Here is a 24,402-nt window from a genome sequence, read left to right on the forward strand (position 1 = left end):
GCCGCCGGGTGGGGCGCGGGTCGTACCGGTCCGGCCACTACCGGTCCAGGCCACGGGCTGCCATCGTGGGGATCGTGACCGGACCAGCGGCCCCCGGCCGGCGCCCGGCGACCAGCCTCGGGGCGGGCCGTCGACTCTTCGCCGCGGTCCTCGTGGTGACCCTCGCGCTCGGCTCTGCCGGCGCGCTGATCGCGGTGGCAACCTGGCGCACGGAGCGGGCCGCCGCGGTCAGCGAGGTGGGACTGCGCAGCCAGACCGTCGCCGCCAACGTGTACGGCGGCCGGATCTCCCTGGTCCGACTGCTCCAGACGGTGGCGTCCGGCCGGGCGTTCACCGGGGGCGACCCGGCGCTGGCCCAGGAGCGGCTCCGCACGGTCCGGGGCGACGAGGTGGGCTTCGTCGGCGGCCTGACCTGGCTCGACCTCACCGGGACGGTGCGCGCGGCCACCCGGGCCACCGTCGGCACCCGGGTGGCCGCGGACTGGTGGCGCGACATCGCGGTCGACCGGGCGGAGTGGACCACCAGCCCGGCGCTCACCTCGCCGGTGTTCAGCGGCGAGGTGATGGTCTTCGCGGTGCCGACCACCGACGCCGGCGGCCGGTTGAACGGCGTGCTGGCCGGCGGCTGGGGCATCCCCTGGATCCGGGCCGTGGCCGGCCAGCAGGCGACCCAGATCGGCGCCGAGTTCTACGGGCCCGACACCGACCTGCTGGTGGTGGACCGCGCCGGGCAGCTCGTCGTCGGCCCGGGCGCCGCCGAGCGCACCCGGGACATCTCCGGCACCACCGCGTACCGCCGGTTGCGGGGCAGCGGCGAGACCTTCGCCAGCGGCGCCCAGGCCGAACGGGTCGGGCTCAGCGGCCGGCCCGACCAGATCGTCGGCTGGACCAGGATCGGCCGGTTCGGGGAGTACGTGGCGCTGGAACGCCCGACCGCGGACGCGATGCGCGGGCCGGACCGGCAGCTGGCCGCCTGGCTGGGCGGCGTCCTGCTGCTGGTCACCCTGGCGCTGGTCAGCGGTTGGCTGGCCGGCCGTCGGATCGACCGGCTGACCGCCGAGCGCGACCAGGTGCACCAGGACGAGCACGACGCCGTGGTCGACCTGCAACGCTGGCTGCTCACCGAGGACCTGCCGGCGGGCGCGGTCGGGCGGTACCTTCCGGCGCCGTCGGTGCTCAACGCGGGCGGCGACTGGTACGACGTGATCCCGCTCGGCGAGGGGCGGCACGCGCTGCTGGTCGGCGACGTGGTGGGCCACGGGGTACGGGCGGCGCTGGCGATGGGGCAGTTGCGGACGGCGGCGCGGGCGCTGGCCGGCCGGGTCGCCGGCCCGGGCGCGCTACTGACCGAGCTGGACAGTTTCGTCGAGGCGCTGCCCGACGTGGTCTTCGCGACGGCCGCCTGCGTGCTCACCGACCCGGCCGCCGGCACCCTCCGGTACGCCTCGGCCGGGCACCCGCCGCCGCTGCTGCGCCTGCCCGACGGCACCGTGCAGCGGCTCGCCGCCACCGGCCGGCCGCTCGGCGTGGGCCGGGGCGCCCGGCCGGACCAGGAGCGACCCGCACCGGCCGGCGCGATGGTGGTGCTCTACACCGACGGTCTGGTCGAGGTGCGCGACGAGGTGATCGACGCGGGCATCGACCGGCTGGCCGAGGCGGTGGCCGCGGACGGCGCCAAGGACGACGACTGGACGGAACGGTTGATCACCACAGCGCGCGGGCGGCGACCGGCCGCGGACGACATCGCGTTGCTGTGCTTCCCGCTGCTGGGCGCCGCGGCGGCGCCCGCGCCACCCGCGTCCACAGCGGACAGTCCCTCGGCGATGGACCGGGTCGGCGGCTGACGGGCGCCCAGGGCCCCGAGCTGCCGGGCCACGCCGGCGGGTGGACACGATGATGCCGGGTCACCCGCATCGGGTGACCCGGCAACATCCGGACGGTCAGCGAACCTGGTCGCCCTCGCCGGTGCGCTGCTGCGCCATGTCGACGCCCTTGTCGATCTGCTCGTCGTACTTGCCGCCGGTGCGCTGGTCGGCGTAGTCGCCGGCCTTCTCGAGGCCCTGGTCGACCTGCTTGTCGTGCTTGTCGGCGAAATCCTTCGCCTTGTCCATGAAGTCACTCATCCGGGCTCCCTCCTGATCCGTCGAGATCTGGGTTCCCCCGGTTGTCGGCGGCAAACACCCGTAGGATCGCCGCGACCCCCGCGAAAGGCACCTTCCCCGTGCGACGCCCGCGCCTCATCGCCACCGTCCTCGCCCTGACCCTGGTCGCCGGCTGCGGCGCCGACCGCGGCCCCGAGCCGGCCCGCTGGAACGCGCCGGACCGGACCGCGGCCACCGGCGAGGCCGCACCGGCCACACCGCGCGCCACCGCCGCCTCCCCCACCGCCGCCGCCGTCCCGGCCGGCTGCCCGCGCCCGACCGCCACCCCGCGCTCGTCCCGCGCCCTCGACCCGCTCTCCGCCGGCTACCTGGGCCGCGACGACCGGGACCAGGCGAACGCGGTGGACATCGCGCCGACCTGCGAGATCGTGGTCGGCGGCCGGTTCACCGGGGTGCGGGGCGCGCCGACCACCACCCTCGGGTCGGGGGCCGGCGCGGTGCTGCGGCTGGACGGCGACGGCCGCCGGTTGCGCGGCGTCACCCGACTCTCCGGCGTCGTGCGGGACCTGGAGGTGCGCCGGGACGGCGGGGACATCGCCGTCGCCACCGACCGTGACCTGCTGCTGCTCGACCCGACCGGCACCGCCGTCCGGTGGCGGCGCCCGGCCGCCGCCGACCGGGTCGCGGTCGGGTCCGCCGGGACGGTCGCCGCCGTCGTGGACGGCACCGTCCGGGTGTACGGCCGGGACGGCGCCCCGCTGACCGCGATCCGGCCGACCGGGCGGTCCATCGCCGACGTGGCCGTCGACGACCGCAGCGGCCTGGTCATCGTCGGCGGCTACCGGCAGGCCTCGGCCGGCCGCTGCGTCCCGGTACAGATCCCCTGGCTGCACGCCTACGACCGGCGGGGCGTGCTGCGCTGGCGGGCGTACGACCACCCGGCCGACCGGCTCGGCGACCGGTGCGCGGACAGCCGGGTGGAGCGGGTGGCGGTGGGCCGCGACGGCAGGCTCTACCTGGCCGGGGTGACCGACGGCGGGAACAGCGTCTTCGCCCGTTCGGCCGCCGACCTGGACCGGCCGGCGCCGAACGTGGTGATCGACGAGTTCACCGAGTCGTCGAACACCGGCGGCGCCAAGCAGACCTACCTGGCCCGGTTCGACCCGGCGTCCGGGCGGCAGTTGGCCGGTCAGCTGCTGCTCGCCCGGCTGGGCGGCGGCAAGGGCAACACCATCACGCCGTACGCGGTGACCGCCGACGAGCGGGGCCGGATCTACGCCGGCGGGGTGTCGGCGTACCAGATCGCCGACCGGGACCGGCTCACGCTCAACGGCCGGCGGCTCGCCCCGTACGCCGGGGGTGACGCCTGGGTGCTGGTGCTCTCCGCCGACCTGCGGCGGCGTACCACCTGGACGGTCCTCACCGACGGCGGCGCCGGCGAGGTCCGCGGGTTGGCCGCCGGGGCGGGGGTGGCGGTGGCGGCGGCCCGGGTGGACCGGCGGCCCTTCCACCGGCACGAGCCGGCGCAGGCGGGCGAGGGCGGCGGTTACCTGGCGGCGTGGCCGGCGCTCCCCTGATCGGAACCCTTGCCGTGGGGCACGCGTTGATCTCAGCGGGTGTCGCGGCGCGGCCGGTCGGGTATCGAGCCCGCCGAGACGAGGAGGGTCGACGTGGTCGATGGGAGCGGGCGTACGCCCGAGGTGTCGGCGGCGGGCGCCCGCCCGGGGCCGCGGCAGGCCTGGGCGGCACTGCCCTGGCTGGTCCGCACGGCGGTGGTGTGGAGCGCCTGCCTGATCGTGGTGGTGTTCGGGCTCTACCAGCTGGGCAAGCTGGCGGTGCTGCTCGCCCCGCTGGCGATCGCGCTGGCGGTCACCCTCTTCCTCACCGCGCTGCTCGACCCGGTGCTGGTCCGGCTGCGCCGGCTGAAGGTGCCGGCGGCGCCGGCCGCGCTGCTGACCATCCTGCTGCTGCTCGGCATCCTGTGCGGCGTGGGCGCGCTGGTGTGGAACCTGACGGCGGCGCAGTTCGGTGAGCTGAGCCAGCAGCTCGACCAGGGCCTGCAGCGCAGCCGGGACTTCGTCACCGACACCCTGCCGGTCAGCGACGCCCAGCTGGACAAGCTGGTCGAGCAGATCCGCTCGGGTGCGGGCGGCTTCGACCCGGTCGGCGGGGCCCGGACGGCCGCCGAGGTGGCCGGCTCCGCCCTGCTCGCCCTGGTGCTGCTGTTCTTCCTGCTCAAGGACGGCCGCTCGATGTGGCACTGGACGGTACGCCGGCTGACCGGCCCGAACCGCGAGGTCACCGCCGAGGCCGGCCGGGTCGGCTGGCGGACGCTGGGCGCGTACAGCCGGGGCACGATGATCATCGCGGCGATCGACGCGATCGGCATCGGGCTGGCCCTGGTGCTGCTCGGGGTGCCGCTGGCCCTGCCGCTGGCGCTGATCACCTTCCTCGGCGGCTTCGTGCCGATCATCGGGGCCACCGTGGCCGGCGCGGTCGCCGTGCTGGTCGGCTTGGCGGCCAAGGGCCCGACCACGGCCCTGCTGGTACTGGCCGCGGTGATCGCCGTGCAGCAGATCGAGGGCAACCTGCTGGAGCCGCTGATCATGAAGCGGCAGGTGCAGCTGCACCCGGCGGTGATCCTGGTGGTGGTCACCGCCGGCACGCTGATCGCCGGGGTGGCCGGCGCGTTCGTCTCGGTGCCGATCGCCGCGGTCGTCTACCGGGTGGTGGACACCGTCCAGCAGCACCGGGAACGGACGGCGGCTCCACCTCGGGCCTCGCCGCCGCCGACCGAGCCGGCCTGACCGCGCCGCCCACGCCCGACCAGCCCGACGGTTCGCCGCGTGCGCGGCCAGCCTGACGGTTCGCTGCGGCGCGCGGGCTGATCGCCCGCGCGCCGACGCCCGTACCCTCCGTACTCGCTACGAACTTGATGGCGTCGGCGGATCACCGTAGCCACCGCTGATTCGCGCACGTCATCAAGTTCGTAGCGAACTCCCACCACCCCCGGGCGGTCCGCGCGGACGAGGTCAGGCGGGGACGCGCAGGTGGGTGGCGAACCAGCCGGCCGCGGCGTCGGCCACCTGGTCGAGCGCGCCCGGCTCCTCGAACAGGTGTGTCGCGCCGGGCACGATCCGCAGCTCGTACGGGGCGTGCAGCCGGGCGGCGGCCCGCTCGTTCAGCGTGATCACCTCTTCGTCGTTCCCGCCCACCAGCAGCAGGGTCGGCGCGCGCACCCCGCCGAGCGCGGCCCCGGCCAGGTCGGGCCGGCCGCCCCGGGACACCACGGCCGCCACCCGCTCCGGCCGGTCGGCGGCCGCGACCAGCGCCGCCGCCGCGCCGGTGCTCGCCCCGAACAGGCCGACGGGCAGCCGGCCCAGGGCGGGGTCGGTGCCCAACCAGTCGACGATCCCGGCCAGCCGCTCGGCGAGCAGCCCGATGTCGAAGCGCAGCTCGGCGGTGACCGCGTCGACGGCGTCCTCCTCGGCGGTGAGCAGGTCGACCAGCACGGTGGCGTGCCCGGCGCGCTGGAGCACCTCGGCCACCGCCACGTTGCGCGGGCTGTGCCGGGAGCTGCCGCTGCCGTGCGCGAAGAGCACCACCCCGGTCGGGTCGTCCGGCCCGTCCACGTCGGCCGGCAGCCGGACGGCCCCGACCGGGACGATCACCTCGCGCGTACCCATGCGGTCTCCTCACCTCGTCGTCCGCTCTCGGGTACCCGCCGGGCGGCGGCCCTCACCCGGCGAGGGGGCGCTCGGTCGTCGGCCCGCGGCCGCCGCCGAGCGTCCCGCGGCACCTTGAGGAATGACGTCGTTTGCCTCCGGGGTGACCGGGAAGGCGACCCGTGACCTCAGCAGTCGGCGCAGCCGCGCCCCGGCAGATCGCGAGGATCGTCATGGCCAAGCGGAAGACGTCCGAACAGCTGCAGCCCGCCGACCAGGAACGTCGCGATCAGGACGCGGAACGCGATCGGGACTGGGCGGACGCGGCGGCGCGGGCGCGTACGCCCGAGGACCCGCGCGCGGTCAGCCCGCGCGACGCGGGCGGCCGACCCTCCAACGGCCCGCAGTTCTGAGCCGGTCCGCCGCGCGGGACCGTGGTCCCGCGCGGCGGCGGATCAGGTGCGCGACTCGGGCAGCCGCAGCAGCGGAGCGCGGCCCGGGGCCTGCTGCGGGGCGGGGCCGGACGGCTGCGCGGGCGGCACCGGGACGGTGACCGGCGCGGCGCTGGTCACCTTGATCCGCTCGTCGTGGTGCTGCACCTCGATCTCCGTGTCCGGCCCGCCGTTGCGCAGCGAGTACGTCGTCTGGTGCGGCCGGACGTCCACCCGCAGCCGCATCCCGCGCCACTGCAGGGAGAACTCCAACCGGCTCAACCGGCTGGAGAGCCGCGGCGCGAACGACAGCGTCCCGTCGTGGTCGCGCAGCCCGCCGAAGCCGGCCACCAGCGCGATCCAGGACCCGGCCAGCGAGGCCATGTGCACGCCGTCGCGGGTGTTGTCGTTGAGGTCGTGCAGGTCCATCAGCGCGGCCTCGCGCAGGTAGCTGTGCGCCAGCTCCGGGTGGCCCACCTCGGCCGCCATCACCGCCTGGGTGCAGGCCGACAGCGAGGAGTCCCGGACGGTGCGCCGCTCGTAGTAGAGGAAGTTGCGCACCTTCTCGCCGGGGCTGAACGCGTCGCCCCGCCAGTGCATGGCGAGCACCAGGTCGGCCTGCTTGACCACCTGCTTGCGGTACAGGTCGAAGTACGGGTAGTGCAGCAGCAGCGGGTACTTCTCGGCCGGGGTGTGCTCGAAGTCCCACTCCTGCAACCGGGTGAAGCCCTCCACCTGCTCGTGGACGTCCAGCCCCGCGTCGTACGGGACGTGCATGTCGTTCGCCGCGTCCCGCCAGGCCGCGGCCTCCTCCTCGGTCACCCCGAGGTTGATCGCCTCGTCGCGGTAGCGCATCGCGCAGTCCGCGGCGGTGAGCAGGTTCCGCTGGGCCATCAGGTTGGTGTAGACGTTGTCGTTCTTCACCGCGGTGTACTCGTCCGGGCCGGTCACGCCGTCGATGTGGAACCGGCCCCACCGGTCGTGGTGCCCCAGAGAGCGCCACAGCCGGGCGGTCTCCACCAGCAGCTCCAGGCCGATCTCCCGTTCCAGCTGCTCGTCCCCGGTGACCAGCACGTACCGGCGCAGCGCGTCGGCGATGTCGGCGGCGATGTGGAACGCCGCCGTGCCGGCCGGCCAGTACGCGGACGACTCGGGGCCCTCGATGGTGCGCCACGGGAACGCGGCACCCTGGAGGTTCAACGTCCGGGCCCGCTCCTGCGCCTGCTCCAATGTGGAGTACCGCCAGTGCAGCGCGTCCCGCACCGCCGTCGGCTGGGTGTAGGTCAGCACCGGCAGCACGAACATCTCGGTGTCCCAGAACGCGTGCCCGTCGTACCCGGGACCGGTCAGGCCCTTCGCCGAGATCGGCCGGCGCTCCGCGCGGGCGCCGGCCTGCAGCACGTGGAACAGCCCGAACCGGACGGCCTGCTGCACCTCCGGGTCGCCCTCGACCCGCACGTCGGCGGCGTCCCAGAAGGTGTCCAGATACTCCCGCTGCTCGCGGTGCAGCCCCTCCCAGCCGGCCAGCCGGGCCGCGGCGAGCGCCGCGCCGACCTGGTCGCGCAGCGCCGGCAGCGACCGGCGGCTGGACCAGCCGTACGTGAGGTACTTGACCACCCGCAGCGTCTCGCCCGGCTTGAGCACGCACCCCACGGTGGTACGGACCCAGTCCTCGTACCCCTCGGACTCGACGTCGACCTTGCCGGGCGCGTGCACGTCGTGGCCCATGATGGCCGCCACCCGCAGCCCGCTGACCTTGGTGCGGTGGATGAGCAGCCCGCCGTCGTCGGTGGTCAGCTCCTCCTCCGCCTGCAGTGGCGACTCCAGCACCGCGGCCACCCGCGGGTCCCGGCTCTGCGGGGGCAGGGTCTCGTTGGCCACCAGCTCGGACTGCAGGATCAGCCGGAGCGGGCCGTCGACCGCCTCCACCTCGTAGTGGATCGCGGCGACCGAGCGCTGGGTGAAGGAGACCAGCCGGGTGCTGCGTACCTTGATCTCCCGACCGGCCGGCGAGCGCCAGTGCATCTCCCGCTGCAGGGTGCCGGCGCGCAGGTCGAGAGTGCGTTCATGAGAGATCAGCTCGCCGTACCGGAGGTCCAGCGGCTCGTCGTCGACCAGCAGCCGGATCAGCTTGCCGTTGGTGACGTTGACGATCGTCTGGCCGGACTCGGGAAACCCGAAACCCGCCTCCGCGTACGGCAGCGGCCGCAGCTCGTAGAACGAGTTGAGGTACGTCCCGGGCAGGCCGTGCGGCTCCCCCTCGTCGAGGTTGCCGCGCAGCCCGATGTGCCCGTTGGAGAGGGCGAAGACCGACTCGGACTGGGCCAGCACGTCCATGTCCAGCCGGGTCTCCCGGACGTGCCACGGCTCGACCGGATAGGCGCGTTCGCGGATCATGCCGCCGCCCCCTTCAGCAGGTCGGCGAGGTCGGTGACCACGATGTCGGCGCCGTGCGCGCGCAGCTCGTCGGCCTGACCGACCCGGTCGACGCCGACCACGTAGCCGAAGCCGCCGGCCTTCCCGGCCTCGACCCCGGCGAGGGCGTCCTCGAAGACGACGGCGTTGGCCGGCTCGACGCCGAGCAGCTTCGCCCCGGCCAGGAAGGTGTCCGGGTGCGGCTTGCCGCGCAGCCCCTCGGCCCGGGCGACCACCCCGTCGACCCGCGCCTCGAGCAGCGGCTCCAGCCCGGCGGCGGCCACCACGTCCTGGCAGTTGGCGCTGGCGGAGACGACCGCCCGGCGCAGCCCGGCGGCGACCGCCGCGCGCAGGTAGGTCACCGAGCCGGGATAGACGTCGACGCCCTGCCGGTGGATGGTGTCGAGCAGGACGACGTTCTTACGGTTGCCGACCCCGTTGACGGTGTCCGCCTCCGGCGGGTCGTCGGGTTGACCCTCGGGCAGGGTGATGCCGCGCGAGGCGAGGAAGGTGCGCACCCCGTCCGCCCGGGGTCGGCCGTCGACGTACCGGTTGTAGTCCAGCCCGGGGTCGAACGGCCGGAACGGCTCACCGGTCTCCGCCGCGTGGCGGCGCAGGAAGTCGTCGAAGGTCTGTTTCCAGGCGGCGTTGTGCACCTTGGCGGTCTGCGTCAGCACACCGTCCAGATCGAAGAGACACGCGGTCACATGATCGGGGAGACCCAGCACGGGTGGAATCTTTCCACCCGGCCGCCGGGGCAAACCGCATTCGGGTGTGGCGCGTGTCAGCGATTCGGGCGCAGCGTCCAGACCACCGTCATGGTCGCGGTGACGGTGCCGTCCTCGGTGCCGATCTCCACCTCGACCGGGAACTCCGGCCGCTGGCCGGCGTCCAGCTCGGCGAGCACGTCCGCCGGGGTGCGGCCGAGCCGGGCGGTGGCCCGCACCGACCCCATGGCCAGCTTCCGGTACGCGATGTCGGCGCGCACCGCGAGCGGCACCGCGCGGTCGAGCACGTGACCGAAGGCCGCCATCACCACCGTGCCGGAGGCCGTCTCGCCGAGGGTGAACATCGCCCCGGCGTGCGGGCCGCCCACGTGGTTGTGGGTGGCCGGGGTGTCGGGCAGCCGGACGACCGCCCGGACGCCGCCGTCGGCCTCGGGCGCGACCTCCACGAACTCGAAACCGAGGGTACGGGCGAACGGGACGGCCTGGAGCATTCCGGCCGCCACCTGGCGAGAGTCGATGGTCATGCCCCGACGTTACTTCCCGGTAACTTTCCGGGCAAGAGGTGGTCAGCTCCGCTTGGCGAACGCCACGAACACCGCCCAGTCGCGCGGCGTGAAAGCGTCGACGCCCTAGGTATAGCATCCGCTATACTCCGCGGGTGGCTACCGACGAGTGGGAGATCTACCTCGTCAACGAGGTACAGGAGTGGATCGACAGCCTCGATCCACTCACCCACGCCCGCGTCGTGCAAGCCATCGACCTACTCGCCGAAGCCGGTCCAGGGCTCGGCCGGCCGCTGGTCGACACGATCCACGGATCGTCGATCGCCAACTTGAAAGAGCTGCGCCCCGGCACCGTGCGCATTCTGTTCGCCTTCGACCCGTGGCGCTCCAGCATCCTGCTCGTCGCCGGAGACAAGGCCGGACGCTGGCAGCAGTGGTACACAGAAGCGATCCCCCTGGCCGAGCAACGCTACGAGATCTACCTGAAGGAACGCGCGGAGGAGGGCCGACAGCCATGAGCAGCTACGCACGCTGGCGCGACATCCGCGCCGCCCACGTCGAGCGCGCCGGCGGCGAAGAGGCCGTCGAAGCCGGCAAGCAGGAACTACTCGCCGCCGTCGTCGGGCACCGTCTCGCCGAGGTACGCCGCGCCCGCGGCCTGACCCAACAACAGGTCGCCGACCGCATGGGCGTCACCAAAGGCCGAATCTCTCAGATCGAACAAGGCAAGATCTCCGGCCAAGACATCGTCGCCCGGTACGCCACCGCCCTCGGCGGACGCCTCCACCAAGCCATCTACTTCGACGACGGCGACATCGCCGCCATCGCATAGCCCGCCCTGCCGCGAGGCCGCCGACCACGGAAGGCAGGTGGTCGATGAGCTCAGGCGCGCCTCGTAATGCCCCCGGCAGAGCTGGTCAGCTCCGCTTGGCGAACTCCACGAACGCCGCCCAGTCACCCGGGGTGAAGGTCAGCACCGGCCCGCCCCGGTCCTTGCTGTCCCGTACGCCGACCACGCCGGCCAGATTGTCCGCCACCTCGACGCAGTCGCCCTGATTGCCGCTGCTGCGGGTGCTCTTGCGCCAGATCGCGCCAGTCAGGTCCATCGCTCCGCCGCCTTCGAGATCGCCGCCATGGTCGCGCCGTGTGGCAACGCCTCCGCCCGCACGGACTCCCAGATCTGCCGCAGCGAGTTTACGTCCCCGGTTCGCTCGACGATCGTGCCCTGCAGCTGGTTGTCCAGATAGCCGAGATCGTCGCCGTCGGGAGGGGTGGCCAACACGAAGGCACCGTTGAGACCTGGGTAGGCGCCCGTGCCACAAGGCACCAGATGCAGGTGCACCCGGGGGCGGGAGCCCACCTCGTGCAGGTGCCGCAACTGCTCCCGCATCACCTCCGGGCCACCGACAGGGCGTTCCAGCACCGTGTAATCCAGGACCGCCACGAATTGCGGCGGGCCCGGCCGGGTCAACACCGCCTGCCGGGCCAGCCGGGCGGCGAGCGGCTGCTCGATCTCTTCACCGGCGAGCTGGGCCGCACCCTCGTACAGCGCTCTGGCGTACCCCTCGGTCTGCAGCAGGCCCGGCACCACCAGGGGCTGGAAGCTCCGCAGTGTGGTGGCTTCCTGCTCGATGGTGACCCACTCGCGGAACCAGGGCATCAGGCTCTCCCGCAGGATCGCCTCCCGGATGCGCACCAGCAGGCCACCCGCCCCCAGCACGTCGTCGCAGCGGTGCGCGAACTCCTCCCGGGGTGGCCGCCGGCACTGCTCCACCGCGGCCACCAGCGACGCCGAGTAGCTGACCCGCTCGCCCAGCGTCTCCTGGGACAGCCCGGCATCGGAGCGCAGCCGGCGCAGCTCACCGGCGAACAGCTCCAGCATCGGCAACCGACTCATCTGCACACCTCTGCACGTCTCTGTACACGGGAAACGGCCGCACGCACGGCCGGCGGGGTGGAGGCGCGAAGCCTTCCGACCCTAGCGGCACGGTGACCAGACTGTCACGCAGCGGAGCCGCTCCCATCCACTGAGGACGGGGTGGCTTCTGCCCGGCCCGCCCCGCCCGGTCCCCCCCCGGCCGGGGCGGCCCGCCACGACCACACCGACGAACGGAGACCGCCGATGAGGCTGCGCTGGTTCCGCTGCCGAGGCACGACCACCCCGACGCTCCCCCAGCGGATACGCGGGGACAACCTGCCCGAGTGGATGCGGCAACCGACCCGACCGCTGCCCATGAACGGCCCGGGCCAGGCCGGCAGCCTCACCCCCGCGCAACAGTTCCGGGCGAACGGCGGTCGCTGCCCCGCGCCACGCCGCCCACTGAACCCGTCGTGATCAGCCACCTGCTTCCCGAGCCGGGCAAGGGACCGGCCGGCGACCGCCCCCGCCCGTACCCGCCGCAGGCCACCCCGCACACCCCGCTGCGCCCGATGTGGTGCTGCCGGGCCTGCGGCCAACCCTGGCCCTGCGGCCGGGCCCGCCTGCTGCTCAAGACCGAGTACGCGGACAACCCGATCGGGCTGTCGCTCTACCTGTGCGGGCTGCTCTACGAGGCGGCACGCGATCTATACCGGCTCCACCCCGACGACGGCCCGTCCCCGACCGAGCTGTTCGACCGCTTCGTCGCCTGGGGCCCGTACCGCCGCCGACCCCCACCCTGACGCACCCGTGTTCGCCACTCCGGCGTCGAGCACGACGCCGCGCGGTGGCGAGGTTTAGCCTGACGGGGCCGCGGGTCCGGTGCGCTGTGTGGGATCCTCGAACGGGAGGAGGTGAGGGGCATGATCGACCGTTTCACCGTACCGCTGCTGACTCCCCTGGAGGCGTCCGAGCACCTCCAGGTGCCGGAGCGCACCATGCACCGCTGGCTGAGCGAGAACGCGGCCGGGCACCCCCTGGTGCACAGCATCAAGCCGCAACGTCGAGGCCAACCCTCGGTGCCGTTCGTGGCGCTGGTCGAGGCCTACGTGCTGCGCTCACTGCGCAAGCTCGGCCTCCCCACGGACAAGATCCGCGCCGCCGCGACCGACATCCGACGGCAGTTCGACACCGAGTACGGGCTGGCGAGCCGGCGGATCGCGACGGACGGCGTCGACGTCTTCATCCACTACCTGGACACCGACGAGCTGGCCCGCGCCGGTGATCGGCAGATGCCCCTGCGCCAGGTCATCAACGACTACCTCCGCTACATCGCCTGGACCGACGACGACGAGTTCCCCACCAGGCTCACCCTCCGTCGGTACGATCCCGCCATCGCAGAGGTGGTGATCGATCCGCGCTTCGCCTGGGGCGCACCGATCATCGAAACCGCGAAGGTCCCCGTTTCCGCCGTGCTGGGTATGTGGAGAGCTGGAGAACCCCTCGATGTCGTCGCCGACGAATACGGCCTGACCGTTGACCAGGTCGAAGCGCTCGTCCGGGTCGCCGCCTGAGTTCTTCGCCGATCGTTGTCTGGGCAAGGGCGCACCACGTCTCCTGATCAGCAGAGGCTGGCTCATCCACGTCATCGGTGATCACTTCCCGGACGATGCGCAGCACGTCAGCGACCCGAACTGGATCGAGTACGGGCTGAGCCGAGGCTGGGCACTGCTCACCCAGGATCTGCGCATCTCGCCCCAGGTCGAGGTGCGTGCTCTGCTCCGCCGGTTCAAGGCGTGCAACCACTGCCTGGACAGCTCCGAGCTGGCGGTGCAGGTACGGGCGGATCGCTTCGACAATCAACGCGGCCCCATCCACCAGTCGGTGCTGGACCGCCGTAACGGCTTCTTCGTCATCCACGAGAAGGGGCCACCCCGACGCAAGCGATGAGGCCATGGCCCCACGTCGGCGTGCTGCTGCGCGGCGTGGCTACGCACTTGCGGCAGCAGGGCGCGGTCCCCGCCACCACCTATCGGTTCCACTGAGCGCCCATGGCGCCGATCCTTGCTGTCTACCGGTCGACGAGGCCGGCCGATTACATCTCCTGCACGAGAATTGCGGCCTGGACCCGGGAGCGCAGGTTCAGCTTCGACAGCACCCTGGAGACGCTCTTGCCGCCGAATCCGCCGCGCGCAGCGACCCGGAGGACCAGACGTAGCCGTTGCCGAACAGCCGTACCGCATCTGACGGACCGCGTGCGGACCTGGCGGTCGCCGGGTCCGCACGGGGTCGCGGTCTCAGCGGATCCAGTCCGATGCGGTGGCGCGGGCCAGTGAAGCGGAGTAACAGCCGCTCGACGGCAGGGATTGCGGCGACGGCACCGAGGCACCGTCGTAGAGGGCCAGCAGCATGGGCTGCGGGCAGCGATTGCCGCCGTCGACCCGGATTTCGATGTGCAGGTGGGGGCCGCTGCTGTTACCAGTGCTGCCGACCGCGCCGATCACCTGGCCGGGGACGACTCGCTGGCCCGGCGACACCGACCGAGACGAGAAGTGACAGAACTGGTAGTAGGCCCCGTCGTCGGCGTTGATCCCGACGCCGAGGCCGCAGCCGCCACCGGCATAGACCACCGTGCCGGCGGCCATCGCGTAGGTGGTGACCCCGGTGCTGAGCGGCAGGTCGATGGCGGGGTAGTCGTGGTGTGGATCGTCGAATTCGCTTCGCGGCAGCAGGGAATGGTCGATGGGTAGCCGGTAGGCGCCGCCGCCGCCGGCCCCGCCGGCGACCAGGAACTGCCATGTGGTGGTGCCGACGACACCGCCGCCGGTAAGGGCATTGCGGGCTTTGAAGTCGTTGACGGCGTTGGTCGTGCTGGTTCCGAAGGCACCGTCGACGCCGAGCCCGTATCCGTACTTGTTGAGTGCCGTCTGCAACGCACGGACCGCGTTGTTGTTGTCTCCGGGGGCGACTTGGGCGGCCAGCGCGGTCCACGTGCTGCTGCCGATGTTTCCGTCTGCGGTAAGGCCGCGGCCGGCCTGGAAGGAGACAACTGCGGCGCGGGTGCCACTACCGTACGCACCGTCCACGGTGAGTGACAGTCCGTGGTGCCGGAGGAGGAATTGTGCGGTGACCACGTTCGCGCCGTTCGCGCCGTCGCCCAGTGTGGGCCAGGCCGGTGCGGCTTGGGCCGGTTGCGGCGCCGCGAGCAGGAGGACGGCTGCGGCCACGCTGCCGGCAAAGCCTACGAGGAACTTCTTCACAGTGCTCCAAACGATCGGGGAGAGGGCGCGCCCGGCAGCCGCTTTTGTTGGGCCGCCAGTCAGCGCACGGAGAATATCGATCGGCCAGTTTCGATGCAAGAGCTTCGATGGGCACCGCGTCGCCGATCAGGGATTCCCATCCGAACCTGCCGGTCGTGCTCGCCACCGAAGCCGGCCGGTCGGCCCCGAGCCGGACGACCAGCCGTAACGCCCGGTTGTGCAGCCGGCCCGGCGCACCCCTCAGCGCCAGCCGACGTCGATCCGGTCGCCGCGCTCGTCGAAGAAGTGCAGCGCGTCCATCCGTACCGCCACCGACATCGGGTGCCCGGCGGAGATCGCCGGGTACGGCGCGAGGCGTACCGCCAACTCGGCCGGCCGGCGGTGGTGCCGGCCCGGGTCGTTGAGCACGCTGGTGCGGCCGGCGCCGGAGACCGGCTCGGCCTCCTCGCCGACGCGGCCGGTGAGCCGCTGCATCACCTGGCCGAAGCGGCGCAGCCCGCGCTGCCCGGTGCCGGCGCCCTCCAGCGGGGCGCCCATCTCGTCCACCACGATCGCGGTGGCGCCGATGTCGAGGAAGGCCAGCGATTCGTGGCCGTGGTGCTCCAGGTAGCGGATCCGGCCCTGGAGAACGTCGCCGGGGGTGTCCGGGGCGACCGGGGTGAGCGCCTCGGCGCGCATGCCGACCACGATCCGTTCGCCGTGGTAGTGCGCCACCGCGCGGGACCGGATGTCGTCCCACGGCAGGTAGAGCGCCTGCTCGCCGAGGGTCAGGGTGACGTACCGGTCGAGGTGCACGTAGACGGACGCCTCCAGCAGGTTCATCCGTGGGCTGCCCAGGAACGCGGCGACGTAGAGGGTGGCCGGCCGGCCGTACACCTGGGTGGGGCTGCCGACGTCCTGCAGGACGCCCTTGCGCATGATCGCCACGCGGTCGGCCATGGTCAGCGCCTCGGCCTGGTCGTGGGTGACGTACAGGGTGGTGACGCCCAGCTCGCGGGTCAGGCCGGAGATCTCCGCGCGCAGCTCGGCGCGCAGGCCGCTGTCCAGGTTGGACAGCGGCTCGTCCATCAGGAACAGGCCGGGCCGGCGCACTATGGCCCGACCCATCGCCACCCGCTGCCGCTGCCCGCCGGAGAGCTGGCTCGGCCGGCGGGCCAGCACGTCGCCGATGCCCAGCGCGCTGGCGACGTCCTGCACCCGCTCGCCGCGCGGGGTCGGCTCGACGCCGGAGAGCTTCAGCGGGAAGCCGATGTTGTCGCCCACCGTCATGTGCGGGTAGAGCGCGAAGTCCTGGAAGACCATCGCGATCCGGCGCTCCCGGGGCGGCAGGTCGTTGGCCAGCTCGCCGTCCAGCATCACCGCGCCGGAGGTCGGGTCCTCCAGCCCGGCGACCATCCGCAGCACGGTGGACTTCCCGCAGCCGGACGGCCCGAGCAGCACCATGAACTCGCCGTCGTTGACGTCGAGGTTGACCGCGTCGACCGCGAGCGTCCCGTCCTGGAACACCTTGGTGACATCCTTCAGCGCGACGGTCGTCACCGTGTCCTCCCCAAGCTCGGTGAAACCCCGCTTGACTGTGACGAGCATCTCCGGCTTAGCACATCGGGTAAACGTGCCATGTTCGATTAATTACGCCGCCATTACGCGGTTCGGTCGGGCTCTTCCAGGAAGACCCGGCGGACCACCCGCTCCGCCGCGTGCCCGTCCTCCAGCGCGCAGAACCGCTCCCGGAACCGCCGCCGGGCCCGCCCCGCCTCGGCACCGTCCACCGTGCCGTCCCGGAACGCCGCGCACAGCTCGTCGAAGGTGCGCGTCACCGCGCCGGGCGGCTCGGCCAGCACGTCCAGGTAGACCCCGCGGGCGAGGCGGTAGGCGTCCCAGTCCGGGGCGTACAGCACGATCGGGCGGTCCAGCACGGCGTAGTCGAACATCGCCGACGAGTAGTCGGTGACCAGCACGTCGGCGGCCAGGTAGAGGTCCTCCACGCAGCCGTGGTCGGTCACGTCGAGGATCCGGCCGCCGGTGCGCCGCTCGGTCCGGTCGCCCCGGTCGAGGAAGTAGTGGCTGCGGATCAGCAACCGGCCGGCCGGCCCGAGCACCTCCAGCAGCCGCTGCTCCGGGAACGGCGGCCGGTACCGGGGCAGGTGCTCGCGGTGCGTCGGGGCGTACAGCACCACCCGCTCGTCCGCGCCGATGCCGAGCTGGTCCCGGGCCTGGCGTACGTCGTCGGCGGTGGCCAGCGCGAGCCGGTCGTTGCGCGGGTAGCCGACCTCCAGGGTGACGTACCGCGCCGGGTACGCCCGCTCCCACATCTGGGTGGAGAAGCTGTTCGCGGTGACGCTGTAGTCCCAGCGGTCCACCCGGCGCAGCAGGTCGGCGAAGTCCAGCCCGTCCGCGCCCAGCGGGTAGCGCTGCTGGTCGAGCCCCATCACCTTGACCGGGGTGCCGTGGTGGGTCTGCACGTGCACCGACCCGGGTCGCTTGCGGACGAAGTCGGGGAAGTTCACGTTGTTGACCAGCCAGCGGGCCCGGGCCAGCGCCCGGTAGTAGCCCGGGGTGCCGGCCACCACGTACTCGATCCCGGGCGGCAGCGCGTCGACCCGGTCCCGGCGGACCACCCAGACCCCGCGTACCTGGGGGGCCAGTCGGCGGGCGGCGGCGTGGATCGCGGCCGGGTTGCAGGCGTACCCCCGATACCAGTACGCGGCGAAGACGGCGAGGGTCGGGTCGATCGGCCGGCGCAGCTCGGCCCGGTAGTACTCGCGCAGCAGCGCGTCGCGGGTCAGCCGGCCGGTGTGCCGGGCCACCGGCCGGGCCCGCCGGCCGGCCGCGCGGACCGCGACCCGGGCCTGGTTGGCCTCCCGCAGCGCGCTGAAGGTACGCCAGCGGCCCGCCGCCACCAGCCGGTGCTTGAGCCCCTCCACCCCGGGTGGCGCCGGGTAGCCGCCCGGCGGCCGGAAGCGCCGGTGACCGGCGGTGATCCGGTCGAAGAACGGCCGCCGCAGCTGCGGCGCGATCCGCTCGCCGTTGCCCAGCACGGTCAGGTAGTGCCAGATCATCCGCTCGAAGACCACCGGCCGCAGCGGCGCCACCGGCTCGCCCCAGCGGTCCATCAGCCGGAACACCCGGTGCCACTGCCCGAACACCTCGAAGTGCCGCTCACCCCGGGTGCGGGTGATCGCGCCGGCACGGCGCTGTCGGTAGTTCACGCAGACCTGGTCCAGCACGCCGATCCGCTCGGCGGCCAGCAGCACCGGGTAGCTGAACGACACGTCCTCGTACCAGCCGTCGGCGAAGCGCAGCCCCAGCTCGACCAGGAACTCCCGGCGGACCAGCCGGTTCCAGGCGGTGTGCAGCAGCCGGACCGCCTCCGGCCGGTCCCGCAGCCGGAAGGTCGCCGCGCCGGGCGACTCCGGGAACACCTCCACCAGCGCGCTGGGCGTCACGGTGTCGTCCCAGTACCGCCGGACGTGGTCGACCACCAGCACGTCCGGGCGGGTGGCGACCAGCCGCTCGGCCACCTCGGCCAGGCAGTCCGGCTCCAGCCAGTCGTCGCCGTCGACGAACCAGACGTACTCGCCGACGGCCCGGTCCAGCCCGGCGTTGCGGGCCGCGCCCAAGCCGACGTTCTCCGGCAGCAGCAGCGGTCGGACCCGGGGGTCGCGGGCCGCGTACTCGGTCAGGATCTCGCCGACCGCGTCCGGCGAGGCGTCGTCGACGCCGATCACCTCGATGTCGCGGAACGGCTGGTCGAGCAGCGAGTCCAGGCACTCCCGCAGGTAGCCCTGCACCCGGTAGGCGGGGACGACGAAGCTGATCAGGGTCATCCGCACCGCCCGTCCGTCAGCCCGGCGTCCCGCTCCGGGCCGGCGCGGTCGCCGCCCCGGTGCCGCGGGTGGGCGGGACGACCCAGGCCAGGGCCACGCTCACCAGGAAAACCACGACAAGGTACGCGCCGAGTGTAGCCATCCCGGCACCCGTCGTACCGGTGATCGCGGCGAGTGCCAGCAGCACCGAGCGGCCCTCCCAGCCGAGCGTCCAGCCGTGCAGCGGCGGGGCGGCCTGCCGCTTCTCCAGCCGGGCGGTCAGGTCGTAGTGGTGCAGGGTGAGCACCAGGACGTACCCGAAGATCAGCCAGGCCGGCGCGCCGCCGGCCACCCCGACGGCGATCGCGAAGAGGTACTCACCGGCCCGCAGCGCCGCCGGCACCAGCCAGTCCAGCGGCCCGTCGTGCGGCGCGCCCGCGCCCAGCCCGCCGACCAGCAGCACCAGCAGCGCCACCGGCACCCACGGCCACGGCCGGTCGACCCGCACCGCCTCGGCGACCAGCAACGCGGCCGGGCCGAGCGCGCCGAGCACCGCCGACGGCAGCGGCCCCGGCCGGCGTACCGCGGGCAGTCGGGCGGCCGCCGGGCCGTCGTCCCGGTGCAGCGTCGCGTCCACCGTGTCCAGCACCGGCACCCGCATCCAGCGCGCCCGCAGGGTACGCAGCGCCCCGGTGTACCCGAACGCCAGCGTGCCCCAGGTCAGCACGGCGAGCAGGCTGACCAGCGGGCCGAACAGCGCGGCGGTGACCGCGATCAGCGCCCACCGCTCCCCGATCGGGAAGACCACCGTCCGCTTCAGCCAGTACGACACCGAGCCGGTGTCCGCCTGCACCCGGGTGGACGCGGCGTTCAACCGGTCGCCGATGCCACCGCCGACGGTGGCCGCCGGGCGGGGGCGGCGGGCCGCCTCGTCGTGCAGCACGCCGTACCAGGTGTCGGTCATGTGCCGCACGGTCTGCAGGGTCATCGCGGCGATCGCCAGCGCCCAGCCGTGGCGGAACCCGGCCGCGGTCGCGCCGTAGCCGAGGCCGGCGTAGACCAGGTACTCCTTCAGCCGGTCGGCCATCGTGTCCAGCCAGCCGCCCCAGGCGCTGAAGTGCCGGGTGTAGCGGGCCAGCTGCCCGTCCACGCAGTCGAGCACGAAGCCGAGGTAGAGCAGCACCGCCCCGGTCACCAGTGCCAGCCGGCCACCCGCCCCGAACAGCACCGCCGCTGCCGCGGCGAGCAGCACCGACAGCCAGGTCACCGCGGTCGGCCCGAGCCGCACCCGGGCGGCCAGCTTCACCAGGTACGGCGACCAGGTGCTGACGAAGAACGTCGTGAAGAAGTCGTCCCGCTCCTTGACCGCCAGCCGCAGGCTCGCCCGATCCTCGTCCACCCCGGCCACCGCCGCCTCGGCCACCGACAGCTCGTACGGGTCGGCGACCCGGTGCGCCACGAGCAGGCGTACCCGGTGGGCGAAGGTCAGCGTGCCGCGCGCGGCGAGCGCGGCGAACAGCCGGTCCACGGCGGGCCCGGCCGGTGCGGCGGCGCGGTCCGGCGGCGCGGCGGCGGCCCGGGCGGCGGCGGCCAGGGGCGGCAGGTCGGCCCCGCCCACCCGCAGCGCCCCGCCGAAGACCCCGGTCGGGTCCGTCAGCCGCGCGCCGACCTCGACCACCTGGCCGCGCTCCTCCCGGACGGCCACCCGGCCGGCGGCCGGCGGGTCGGTGAGCACCAGCGCCACGGTCGGCCCGACCGGGCTGGTGAGCAGGTGCCGCAGCACGGTGCCGTGCGCGACCAGGTCGGCGCCGGTCACCAGCACCGGCCCGGTGGCGGCGGCCACCAGGTCGGCCAGCTCGCCCAGGTCGGCGGCGTGCCGGACCTCCTCCGCCCCGGCCTCGCGGCACTGCCGCGCCAGCCGCTCGACCAGCGGCTCACCGGTGCCGGTGGGCAGCCCCGCGGCCGGCGCGCCGGCGGCGAGCACGATCGCCAGCGTCACCGCGGAACCGCGGCGTGGTACGCCTCCAACGCCTCGGCGACCGTCCCGTCGACGACCAGCCGCCCGTCGGAGAGGTAGAGCCCCCGCCGGCAGAACCGGGTCAGGTCCTTCTCGTTGTGTGACACCAGCACCAGGGTGCGCCCCTCCGCGAGCAGTCGGTCGATGGTCGAGTAGCACTTCTCGCGGAACTCCGCGTCGCCCACCGCCGTCACCTCGTCCATCAGCAGGATCGGGTGCGGCAGGTGGGAGATGATCGCGAAGCCCAGCCGCACCTTCATCCCGGACGAGTAGTGCCGGACGGAGGTGTCGATGGCCCGCTCCACCTGCTCGCCGGCGAACGAGACGATGTCGTCGAAGTGCCGCTTCAGGTACGCCGGGGAGAGCCCGTGCAGGCCGCCGACCAGGTGCAGGTTCTCCCGGCCGGTCAGCTCGTTGGAGAACCCGGCGGACAGCTCCAGCAGCGGCGCCACGTCGCCGCGCACCGTGATCCGCCCCTCGTCCGGGATCAGCACCCGGGCGATCAGCCGCAGCAGGGTGCTCTTGCCGGTGCCGTTGCGCCCGATCACGCCGAGCGTGTCACCGGCCGTCACGGTGAACGAGACGTCCCGCAGCGGCCAGAACTGGCCGGGCGGCGCCCCCCGCCCGCCACGGTGGATGAACAGCTCCCGCAGCCGCAGCTGCCGGCGGCGGTTACGGACGAAGCGGATGCCGAGCCGGTCGGCCTCGATGATCGGGGCCACCCGTCAGAGCTCCTTCAGCACGGCCGGCTCCAGCCGGCGGAACGCCCACCAGCCGGCGGCCAGCACCAGCAGGCTGCCGGCGACGGTGGTGAGCAGCAGCCGGGCGTCCGGGAACTCGTCCGGATACCAGATGGCGTGCTGCAGCTGGAAGATGCCGACCAGCGGGTTCAGCTCGTAGAGCGTCTTCACCCAGCCCGGCAGGTGGGAGCCGCGGACCAGGCTCAACGGGTAGATGATCGGGGTGGCGTAGAAGAGCACCCGGATGATCAGCCGCATGAACCGCTCGACGTCGCGCATCAGCACGTTGATCGCCGACAGCAGCAGCGCCAGGCCGACCAGCAGCACGCCCTGCACCAGCACCGCCAGCGGCAGGGCCAGCAGCGACCAGCCCAGGCGGATCCGCCCGTGCGCGGCGTAGCCGGCGGCGATGGCGAACAGGATCGGCAGGCCGGCGACGTACTCGGCGAACCGGCCGGTGACCCGCCCGATCGGGAACACCTGCCGGGGCACGTTCATCGTGGTGATCAGCCGGGACTGGCCGGTCAGCGCGTTGGTCGCCTCGCTCAGCGCCGAGCTGGTCCACATCCAGGCGAAGATCCCGGTGATCAGGAACAGCGGGTACGACCCGGCGGCCTCGCCGAGGTGCCGGGAGGTGTCCCCGGAGTAGAGCACCCCGAAGACGAAGAAGTAGATCGCGCCCATGCCGAGCGGCTCGATCAGCGACCAGAGGTAACCCAGCACGGACTGCTGGTACTTGACCGCCAGGTCCCGCTTGACGAGGATCCGCAGCGAGTTGCGGTGCGACCACAACGCCCCGACCGCAGAGGTCACCGCCGCCTCCCGCCTGGAGAGGAAACGGACGACAGGTTACCGGTCGGTGAACGAGCGCCCCGCCGCGGCGGGACTCAGCATTCGATCACGTTGACGGCCAGGCCGCCCCGCGCCGTCTCCTTGTACTTGACCTTCATGTCGGCGCCGGTCTCCCGCATGGTCTTGATGACCTTGTCCAACGAGACGTGGTGCACACCGTCGCCGCGCAGCGCCAGCCGGGCCGCGGTGATCGCCTTGATGCTAGCCACCGCGTTGCGCTCGATGCACGGGATCTGCACCAGCCCCCCGACCGGGTCGCAGGTCAACCCCAGGTTGTGCTCCATGCCGATCTCGGCGGCGTTCTCCACCTGCTCCGGGGTGCCGCCCAGCGCCTCGGCCAGCCCGGCCGCCGCCATCGAGCAGGCCGAGCCGACCTCGCCCTGGCAGCCCACCTCCGCGCCGGAGATCGACGCGTTCTCCTTGAACAGCACCCCGATCGCGCCCGCGGCCAGCAGGAACCGGACCACCCCGTCGTCCGAGGCGCCCGGTGAGAACCGGGTGTAGTAGTGCAGCACCGCGGGGATGATCCCGGCCGCACCGTTGGTCGGGGCGGTGACCACCCGGCCGCCGGCCGCGTTCTCCTCGTTGACCGCCAGCGCGAACAGGGTCACCCAGTCCATCGCGCGCAGCGGGTCGGCGGAGTCGGTGTCCGCGGCCAGGCTGCGACGCAGCTCCGCCGCCCGGCGGCGCACCTTCAGCCCGCCGGGCAGCACCCCGTCGCGCTCACAGCCCGACTCGACGCACTCCCGCATCACCCGCCAGATCTCCAGCAGGCCGGCCCGGACGTCCGCCTCGCCGCGCCAGGACAGCTCGTTGGCGAGCATCACCTCGCTGATCGACAGCCCGGTGGCCGCGGTGACGTCGAGCAGCTGCGCGCCGGTGTAGAACGGGTGGCGCACCCGGGTGGTGTCCGGCTTGATCCGGTCCGCCCCGGCGGCCTCCTCGTCCACCACGAACCCGCCGCCGACGGAGTAGTAGCTGCGCGCCCGGACCTGGCCGCCCGCCGCGTCGTACGCCACGAACGTCATCCCGTTCGGGTGGTACGGCAGGGAGCGGCGGCGGTGCAGCGTCAGGTCCCGGTCCGGGTCGAAGTCGATCTCGTGGGCGCCGAGCAGGGTCAGTCGCCGGCCGGCGCGGATCGCGGCCACCCGGGGCGCCACCGTGTCGGTGTCGACCGTCTCCGGGGCCTCGCCCTCCAGCCCGAGCAGCACCGCCCGGTCGCTGCCGTGGCCGTGCCCGGTGGCGCCGAGCGAGCCGAACAGCTCCGCCTGCACCCGGGTGACGCCGCTGAGCAGCCCGTCGGCCTTGAGCCCGGTGACGAACGTACGGGCCGCCCGCATCGGGCCCACGGTGTGCGAGCTGGACGGGCCGATGCCGACGCTGAAGAGGTCGAAAACACTGATCATGGCTGCACTTCCTCGCCGTCGTCCCCGGTGGTGCGGGGTCCGGCCCGGTCTCGCCGCCCCCGGTCGGGGCGGCTGGCGGACACCCGGGGTGGGGGCGCCCGACCGGCGAGCCTACCCGGCCGGCTCGACCGCCTCCGCGTCGTGCCGTTGAACGTCGGGCGTCAGCGACGGGCCGCGGGGGTAACCACCTACGGGTACCGGGCCACCGGGTCATCCTCCGGACGGAGGGCGAGGTGGCCACCCCTTCCTACCGTGGAGTACAGCGCGGCGGGATCGCCGCAGAGTGGGAGTACGACGATGAGTCGCAAACTGGTCCGGCCCCGCGAGGGGCGCATGCTCGCCGGTGTCTGCGCCGGCCTGGCCCGCCGGTTCAACACCTCGGCCGGGTTGATCCGGCTGCTGTTCCTGCTGTCGCTGCTGCTGCCCGGCACCCAGGTGATCGTCTACCTGGTGCTGTGGGTCCTGATGCCGAACGAGGACCGGTACGCCACCAGCCACTGATCCGCGGCGCCGGGGGGGGGGGGGGGGGGGCGCCCCCCCCCCCCCCGGGGGCGGGGGGGGGGGGGGGGTGGGGGGGGGGGGGGGGGGCGGGCGGGGGCGCCCCCCCCCCCCCCCCAAA

Annotated in this window: 24 protein-coding genes; 10 read left to right on the plus strand and 14 right to left on the minus strand. The window is 73.4% G+C overall.

What is annotated here, in order from left to right; all coding sequences use genetic code 11:
* Window positions 1-74: 74 nt before the first annotated feature.
* Window positions 75-1,844, plus strand: a complete 1,770-nt coding sequence (locus ACFY3U_RS25480) for a SpoIIE family protein phosphatase (protein ID WP_387206119.1) — start codon at window positions 75-77, stop codon at window positions 1,842-1,844.
* A 96-nt stretch (window positions 1,845-1,940) separates the two neighbouring features.
* Here the strand turns inward: ACFY3U_RS25480 and ACFY3U_RS25485 are convergent, their stop codons facing one another.
* Window positions 1,941-2,123 (minus strand): antitoxin, encoded by a 183-nt coding sequence (locus ACFY3U_RS25485; protein WP_387206121.1) that lies wholly within the window; start codon window positions 2,121-2,123, stop codon window positions 1,941-1,943.
* 98 nt (window positions 2,124-2,221) lie between these two features.
* On the opposite strand from ACFY3U_RS25485, the gene ACFY3U_RS25490 reads away from it, so the two are divergent.
* Window positions 2,222-3,679 (plus strand): hypothetical protein, encoded by a 1,458-nt coding sequence (locus ACFY3U_RS25490; RefSeq protein WP_387206123.1) that lies wholly within the window; start codon window positions 2,222-2,224, stop codon window positions 3,677-3,679.
* A 93-nt stretch (window positions 3,680-3,772) separates the two neighbouring features.
* Window positions 3,773-4,909 carry an AI-2E family transporter gene (locus ACFY3U_RS25495; protein WP_387206125.1) on the plus strand — a complete coding sequence of 379 codons (1,137 nt, stop codon included), beginning with the start codon at window positions 3,773-3,775 and terminating at the stop codon, window positions 4,907-4,909.
* A 225-nt stretch (window positions 4,910-5,134) separates the two neighbouring features.
* Here the strand turns inward: ACFY3U_RS25495 and ACFY3U_RS25500 are convergent, their stop codons facing one another.
* A complete protein-coding gene (locus tag ACFY3U_RS25500; RefSeq protein ID WP_387206127.1) occupies window positions 5,135-5,788 on the minus strand; it encodes a dienelactone hydrolase family protein in 654 nt (217 codons plus the stop codon).
* A 212-nt stretch (window positions 5,789-6,000) separates the two neighbouring features.
* Here ACFY3U_RS25500 and ACFY3U_RS25505 point away from each other — a divergent pair, with 212 nt between their 5' ends.
* Complete coding sequence (locus tag ACFY3U_RS25505; protein ID WP_387206129.1) at window positions 6,001-6,180, plus strand: hypothetical protein; 180 nt, start codon at window positions 6,001-6,003, stop codon at window positions 6,178-6,180.
* Between the two features lie 42 nt (window positions 6,181-6,222).
* Here the strand turns inward: ACFY3U_RS25505 and ACFY3U_RS25510 are convergent, their stop codons facing one another.
* The 3 genes from ACFY3U_RS25510 to ACFY3U_RS25520 are packed head-to-tail and all read right to left on the minus strand — an operon-like array spanning window position 6,223 to window position 9,865.
* Complete coding sequence (locus ACFY3U_RS25510; protein ID WP_387206131.1) at window positions 6,223-8,595, minus strand: glycoside hydrolase family 65 protein; 2,373 nt, start codon at window positions 8,593-8,595, stop codon at window positions 6,223-6,225.
* Window positions 8,592-9,341, minus strand: coding sequence for an HAD family hydrolase (locus ACFY3U_RS25515; RefSeq protein WP_387206133.1), 750 nt, complete (start codon window positions 9,339-9,341; stop codon window positions 8,592-8,594). The genes ACFY3U_RS25510 and ACFY3U_RS25515 overlap by 4 nt, the downstream gene beginning before the upstream one ends.
* A 56-nt stretch (window positions 9,342-9,397) precedes the next feature.
* Entirely contained in the window at window positions 9,398-9,865 is a 468-nt protein-coding gene (locus ACFY3U_RS25520) for a DUF4442 domain-containing protein (protein WP_387206135.1), read from the minus strand.
* A 134-nt stretch (window positions 9,866-9,999) separates the two neighbouring features.
* Here ACFY3U_RS25520 and ACFY3U_RS25525 point away from each other — a divergent pair, with 134 nt between their 5' ends.
* Together ACFY3U_RS25525 and ACFY3U_RS25530 are read left to right on the plus strand one after the other, a co-directional pair.
* Window positions 10,000-10,362 (plus strand): type II toxin-antitoxin system RelE/ParE family toxin, encoded by a 363-nt coding sequence (locus tag ACFY3U_RS25525; RefSeq protein WP_387206137.1) that lies wholly within the window; start codon window positions 10,000-10,002, stop codon window positions 10,360-10,362.
* Window positions 10,359-10,676, plus strand: a complete 318-nt coding sequence (locus ACFY3U_RS25530) for a helix-turn-helix domain-containing protein (RefSeq protein ID WP_387206139.1) — start codon at window positions 10,359-10,361, stop codon at window positions 10,674-10,676. The genes ACFY3U_RS25525 and ACFY3U_RS25530 overlap by 4 nt, the downstream gene beginning before the upstream one ends.
* A gap of 85 nt (window positions 10,677-10,761) precedes the next feature.
* On the opposite strand, the gene ACFY3U_RS25535 is transcribed toward ACFY3U_RS25530, so the two are convergent.
* Together ACFY3U_RS25535 and ACFY3U_RS25540 are read right to left on the minus strand one after the other, a co-directional pair.
* Window positions 10,762-10,950 (minus strand): DUF397 domain-containing protein, encoded by a 189-nt coding sequence (locus ACFY3U_RS25535; protein ID WP_387206141.1) that lies wholly within the window; start codon window positions 10,948-10,950, stop codon window positions 10,762-10,764.
* Window positions 10,941-11,741 carry a Scr1 family TA system antitoxin-like transcriptional regulator gene (locus ACFY3U_RS25540; RefSeq protein ID WP_387206143.1) on the minus strand — a complete coding sequence of 267 codons (801 nt, stop codon included), beginning with the start codon at window positions 11,739-11,741 and terminating at the stop codon, window positions 10,941-10,943. Before ACFY3U_RS25540 ends, ACFY3U_RS25535 begins: the two co-directional genes overlap by 10 nt.
* Window positions 11,742-12,175: 434 nt before the next feature.
* Here ACFY3U_RS25540 and ACFY3U_RS25545 point away from each other — a divergent pair, with 434 nt between their 5' ends.
* The 3 genes from ACFY3U_RS25545 to ACFY3U_RS25555 all read left to right on the plus strand — a co-directional run bounded on the left by ACFY3U_RS25545 (window position 12,176) and on the right by ACFY3U_RS25555 (window position 13,652).
* Window positions 12,176-12,505: a hypothetical protein gene (locus tag ACFY3U_RS25545; protein ID WP_387206145.1), complete on the plus strand. Its 330-nt coding sequence runs from the start codon at window positions 12,176-12,178 to the stop codon at window positions 12,503-12,505.
* A gap of 120 nt (window positions 12,506-12,625) precedes the next feature.
* The gene (locus tag ACFY3U_RS25550; protein ID WP_387206147.1) at window positions 12,626-13,276 is read left to right on the plus strand and encodes a DUF433 domain-containing protein; all 651 of its coding nucleotides are present in this window, start codon (window positions 12,626-12,628) and stop codon (window positions 13,274-13,276) included.
* Window positions 13,239-13,652 (plus strand): hypothetical protein, encoded by a 414-nt coding sequence (locus ACFY3U_RS25555; RefSeq protein ID WP_387206149.1) that lies wholly within the window; start codon window positions 13,239-13,241, stop codon window positions 13,650-13,652. The genes ACFY3U_RS25550 and ACFY3U_RS25555 overlap by 38 nt, the downstream gene beginning before the upstream one ends.
* 347 nt (window positions 13,653-13,999) lie before the next feature.
* Here the strand turns inward: ACFY3U_RS25555 and ACFY3U_RS25560 are convergent, their stop codons facing one another.
* The 7 genes from ACFY3U_RS25560 to ACFY3U_RS25590 form a co-directional block, all read right to left on the minus strand.
* Complete coding sequence (locus tag ACFY3U_RS25560) at window positions 14,000-14,962, minus strand: peptidoglycan-binding protein (protein ID WP_387206151.1); 963 nt, start codon at window positions 14,960-14,962, stop codon at window positions 14,000-14,002.
* A gap of 240 nt (window positions 14,963-15,202) precedes the next feature.
* Window positions 15,203-16,501 (minus strand): ABC transporter ATP-binding protein, encoded by a 1,299-nt coding sequence (locus ACFY3U_RS25565; protein ID WP_387206153.1) that lies wholly within the window; start codon window positions 16,499-16,501, stop codon window positions 15,203-15,205.
* A gap of 101 nt (window positions 16,502-16,602) precedes the next feature.
* Entirely contained in the window at window positions 16,603-18,789 is a 2,187-nt protein-coding gene (locus ACFY3U_RS25570) for a CDP-glycerol glycerophosphotransferase family protein (protein WP_387206172.1), read from the minus strand.
* A gap of 16 nt (window positions 18,790-18,805) precedes the next feature.
* Window positions 18,806-20,767, minus strand: a complete 1,962-nt coding sequence (locus ACFY3U_RS25575; RefSeq protein WP_387206155.1) for a DUF5941 domain-containing protein — start codon at window positions 20,765-20,767, stop codon at window positions 18,806-18,808.
* Window positions 20,764-21,507 (minus strand): ABC transporter ATP-binding protein, encoded by a 744-nt coding sequence (locus ACFY3U_RS25580; RefSeq protein WP_387206156.1) that lies wholly within the window; start codon window positions 21,505-21,507, stop codon window positions 20,764-20,766. Before ACFY3U_RS25580 ends, ACFY3U_RS25575 begins: the two co-directional genes overlap by 4 nt.
* Before the next feature lie 3 nt (window positions 21,508-21,510).
* The gene (locus tag ACFY3U_RS25585; protein WP_387206158.1) at window positions 21,511-22,338 is read right to left on the minus strand and encodes an ABC transporter permease; all 828 of its coding nucleotides are present in this window, start codon (window positions 22,336-22,338) and stop codon (window positions 21,511-21,513) included.
* Window positions 22,339-22,412: 74 nt separating this feature from the next.
* Window positions 22,413-23,783: an L-serine ammonia-lyase gene (locus ACFY3U_RS25590; RefSeq protein WP_387206160.1), complete on the minus strand. Its 1,371-nt coding sequence runs from the start codon at window positions 23,781-23,783 to the stop codon at window positions 22,413-22,415.
* Window positions 23,784-24,080: 297 nt separating this feature from the next.
* Between ACFY3U_RS25590 and ACFY3U_RS25595 the strand changes: the two genes are divergently transcribed.
* Window positions 24,081-24,284, plus strand: a complete 204-nt coding sequence (locus tag ACFY3U_RS25595) for a PspC domain-containing protein (protein WP_387206162.1) — start codon at window positions 24,081-24,083, stop codon at window positions 24,282-24,284.
* Window positions 24,285-24,402 lie beyond the last annotated feature (118 nt).

Origin of the sequence: Micromonospora sp. NPDC000089, assembly GCF_042899365.1 — a bacterium.
Lineage (GTDB): Bacteria > Actinomycetota > Actinomycetes > Mycobacteriales > Micromonosporaceae > Micromonospora.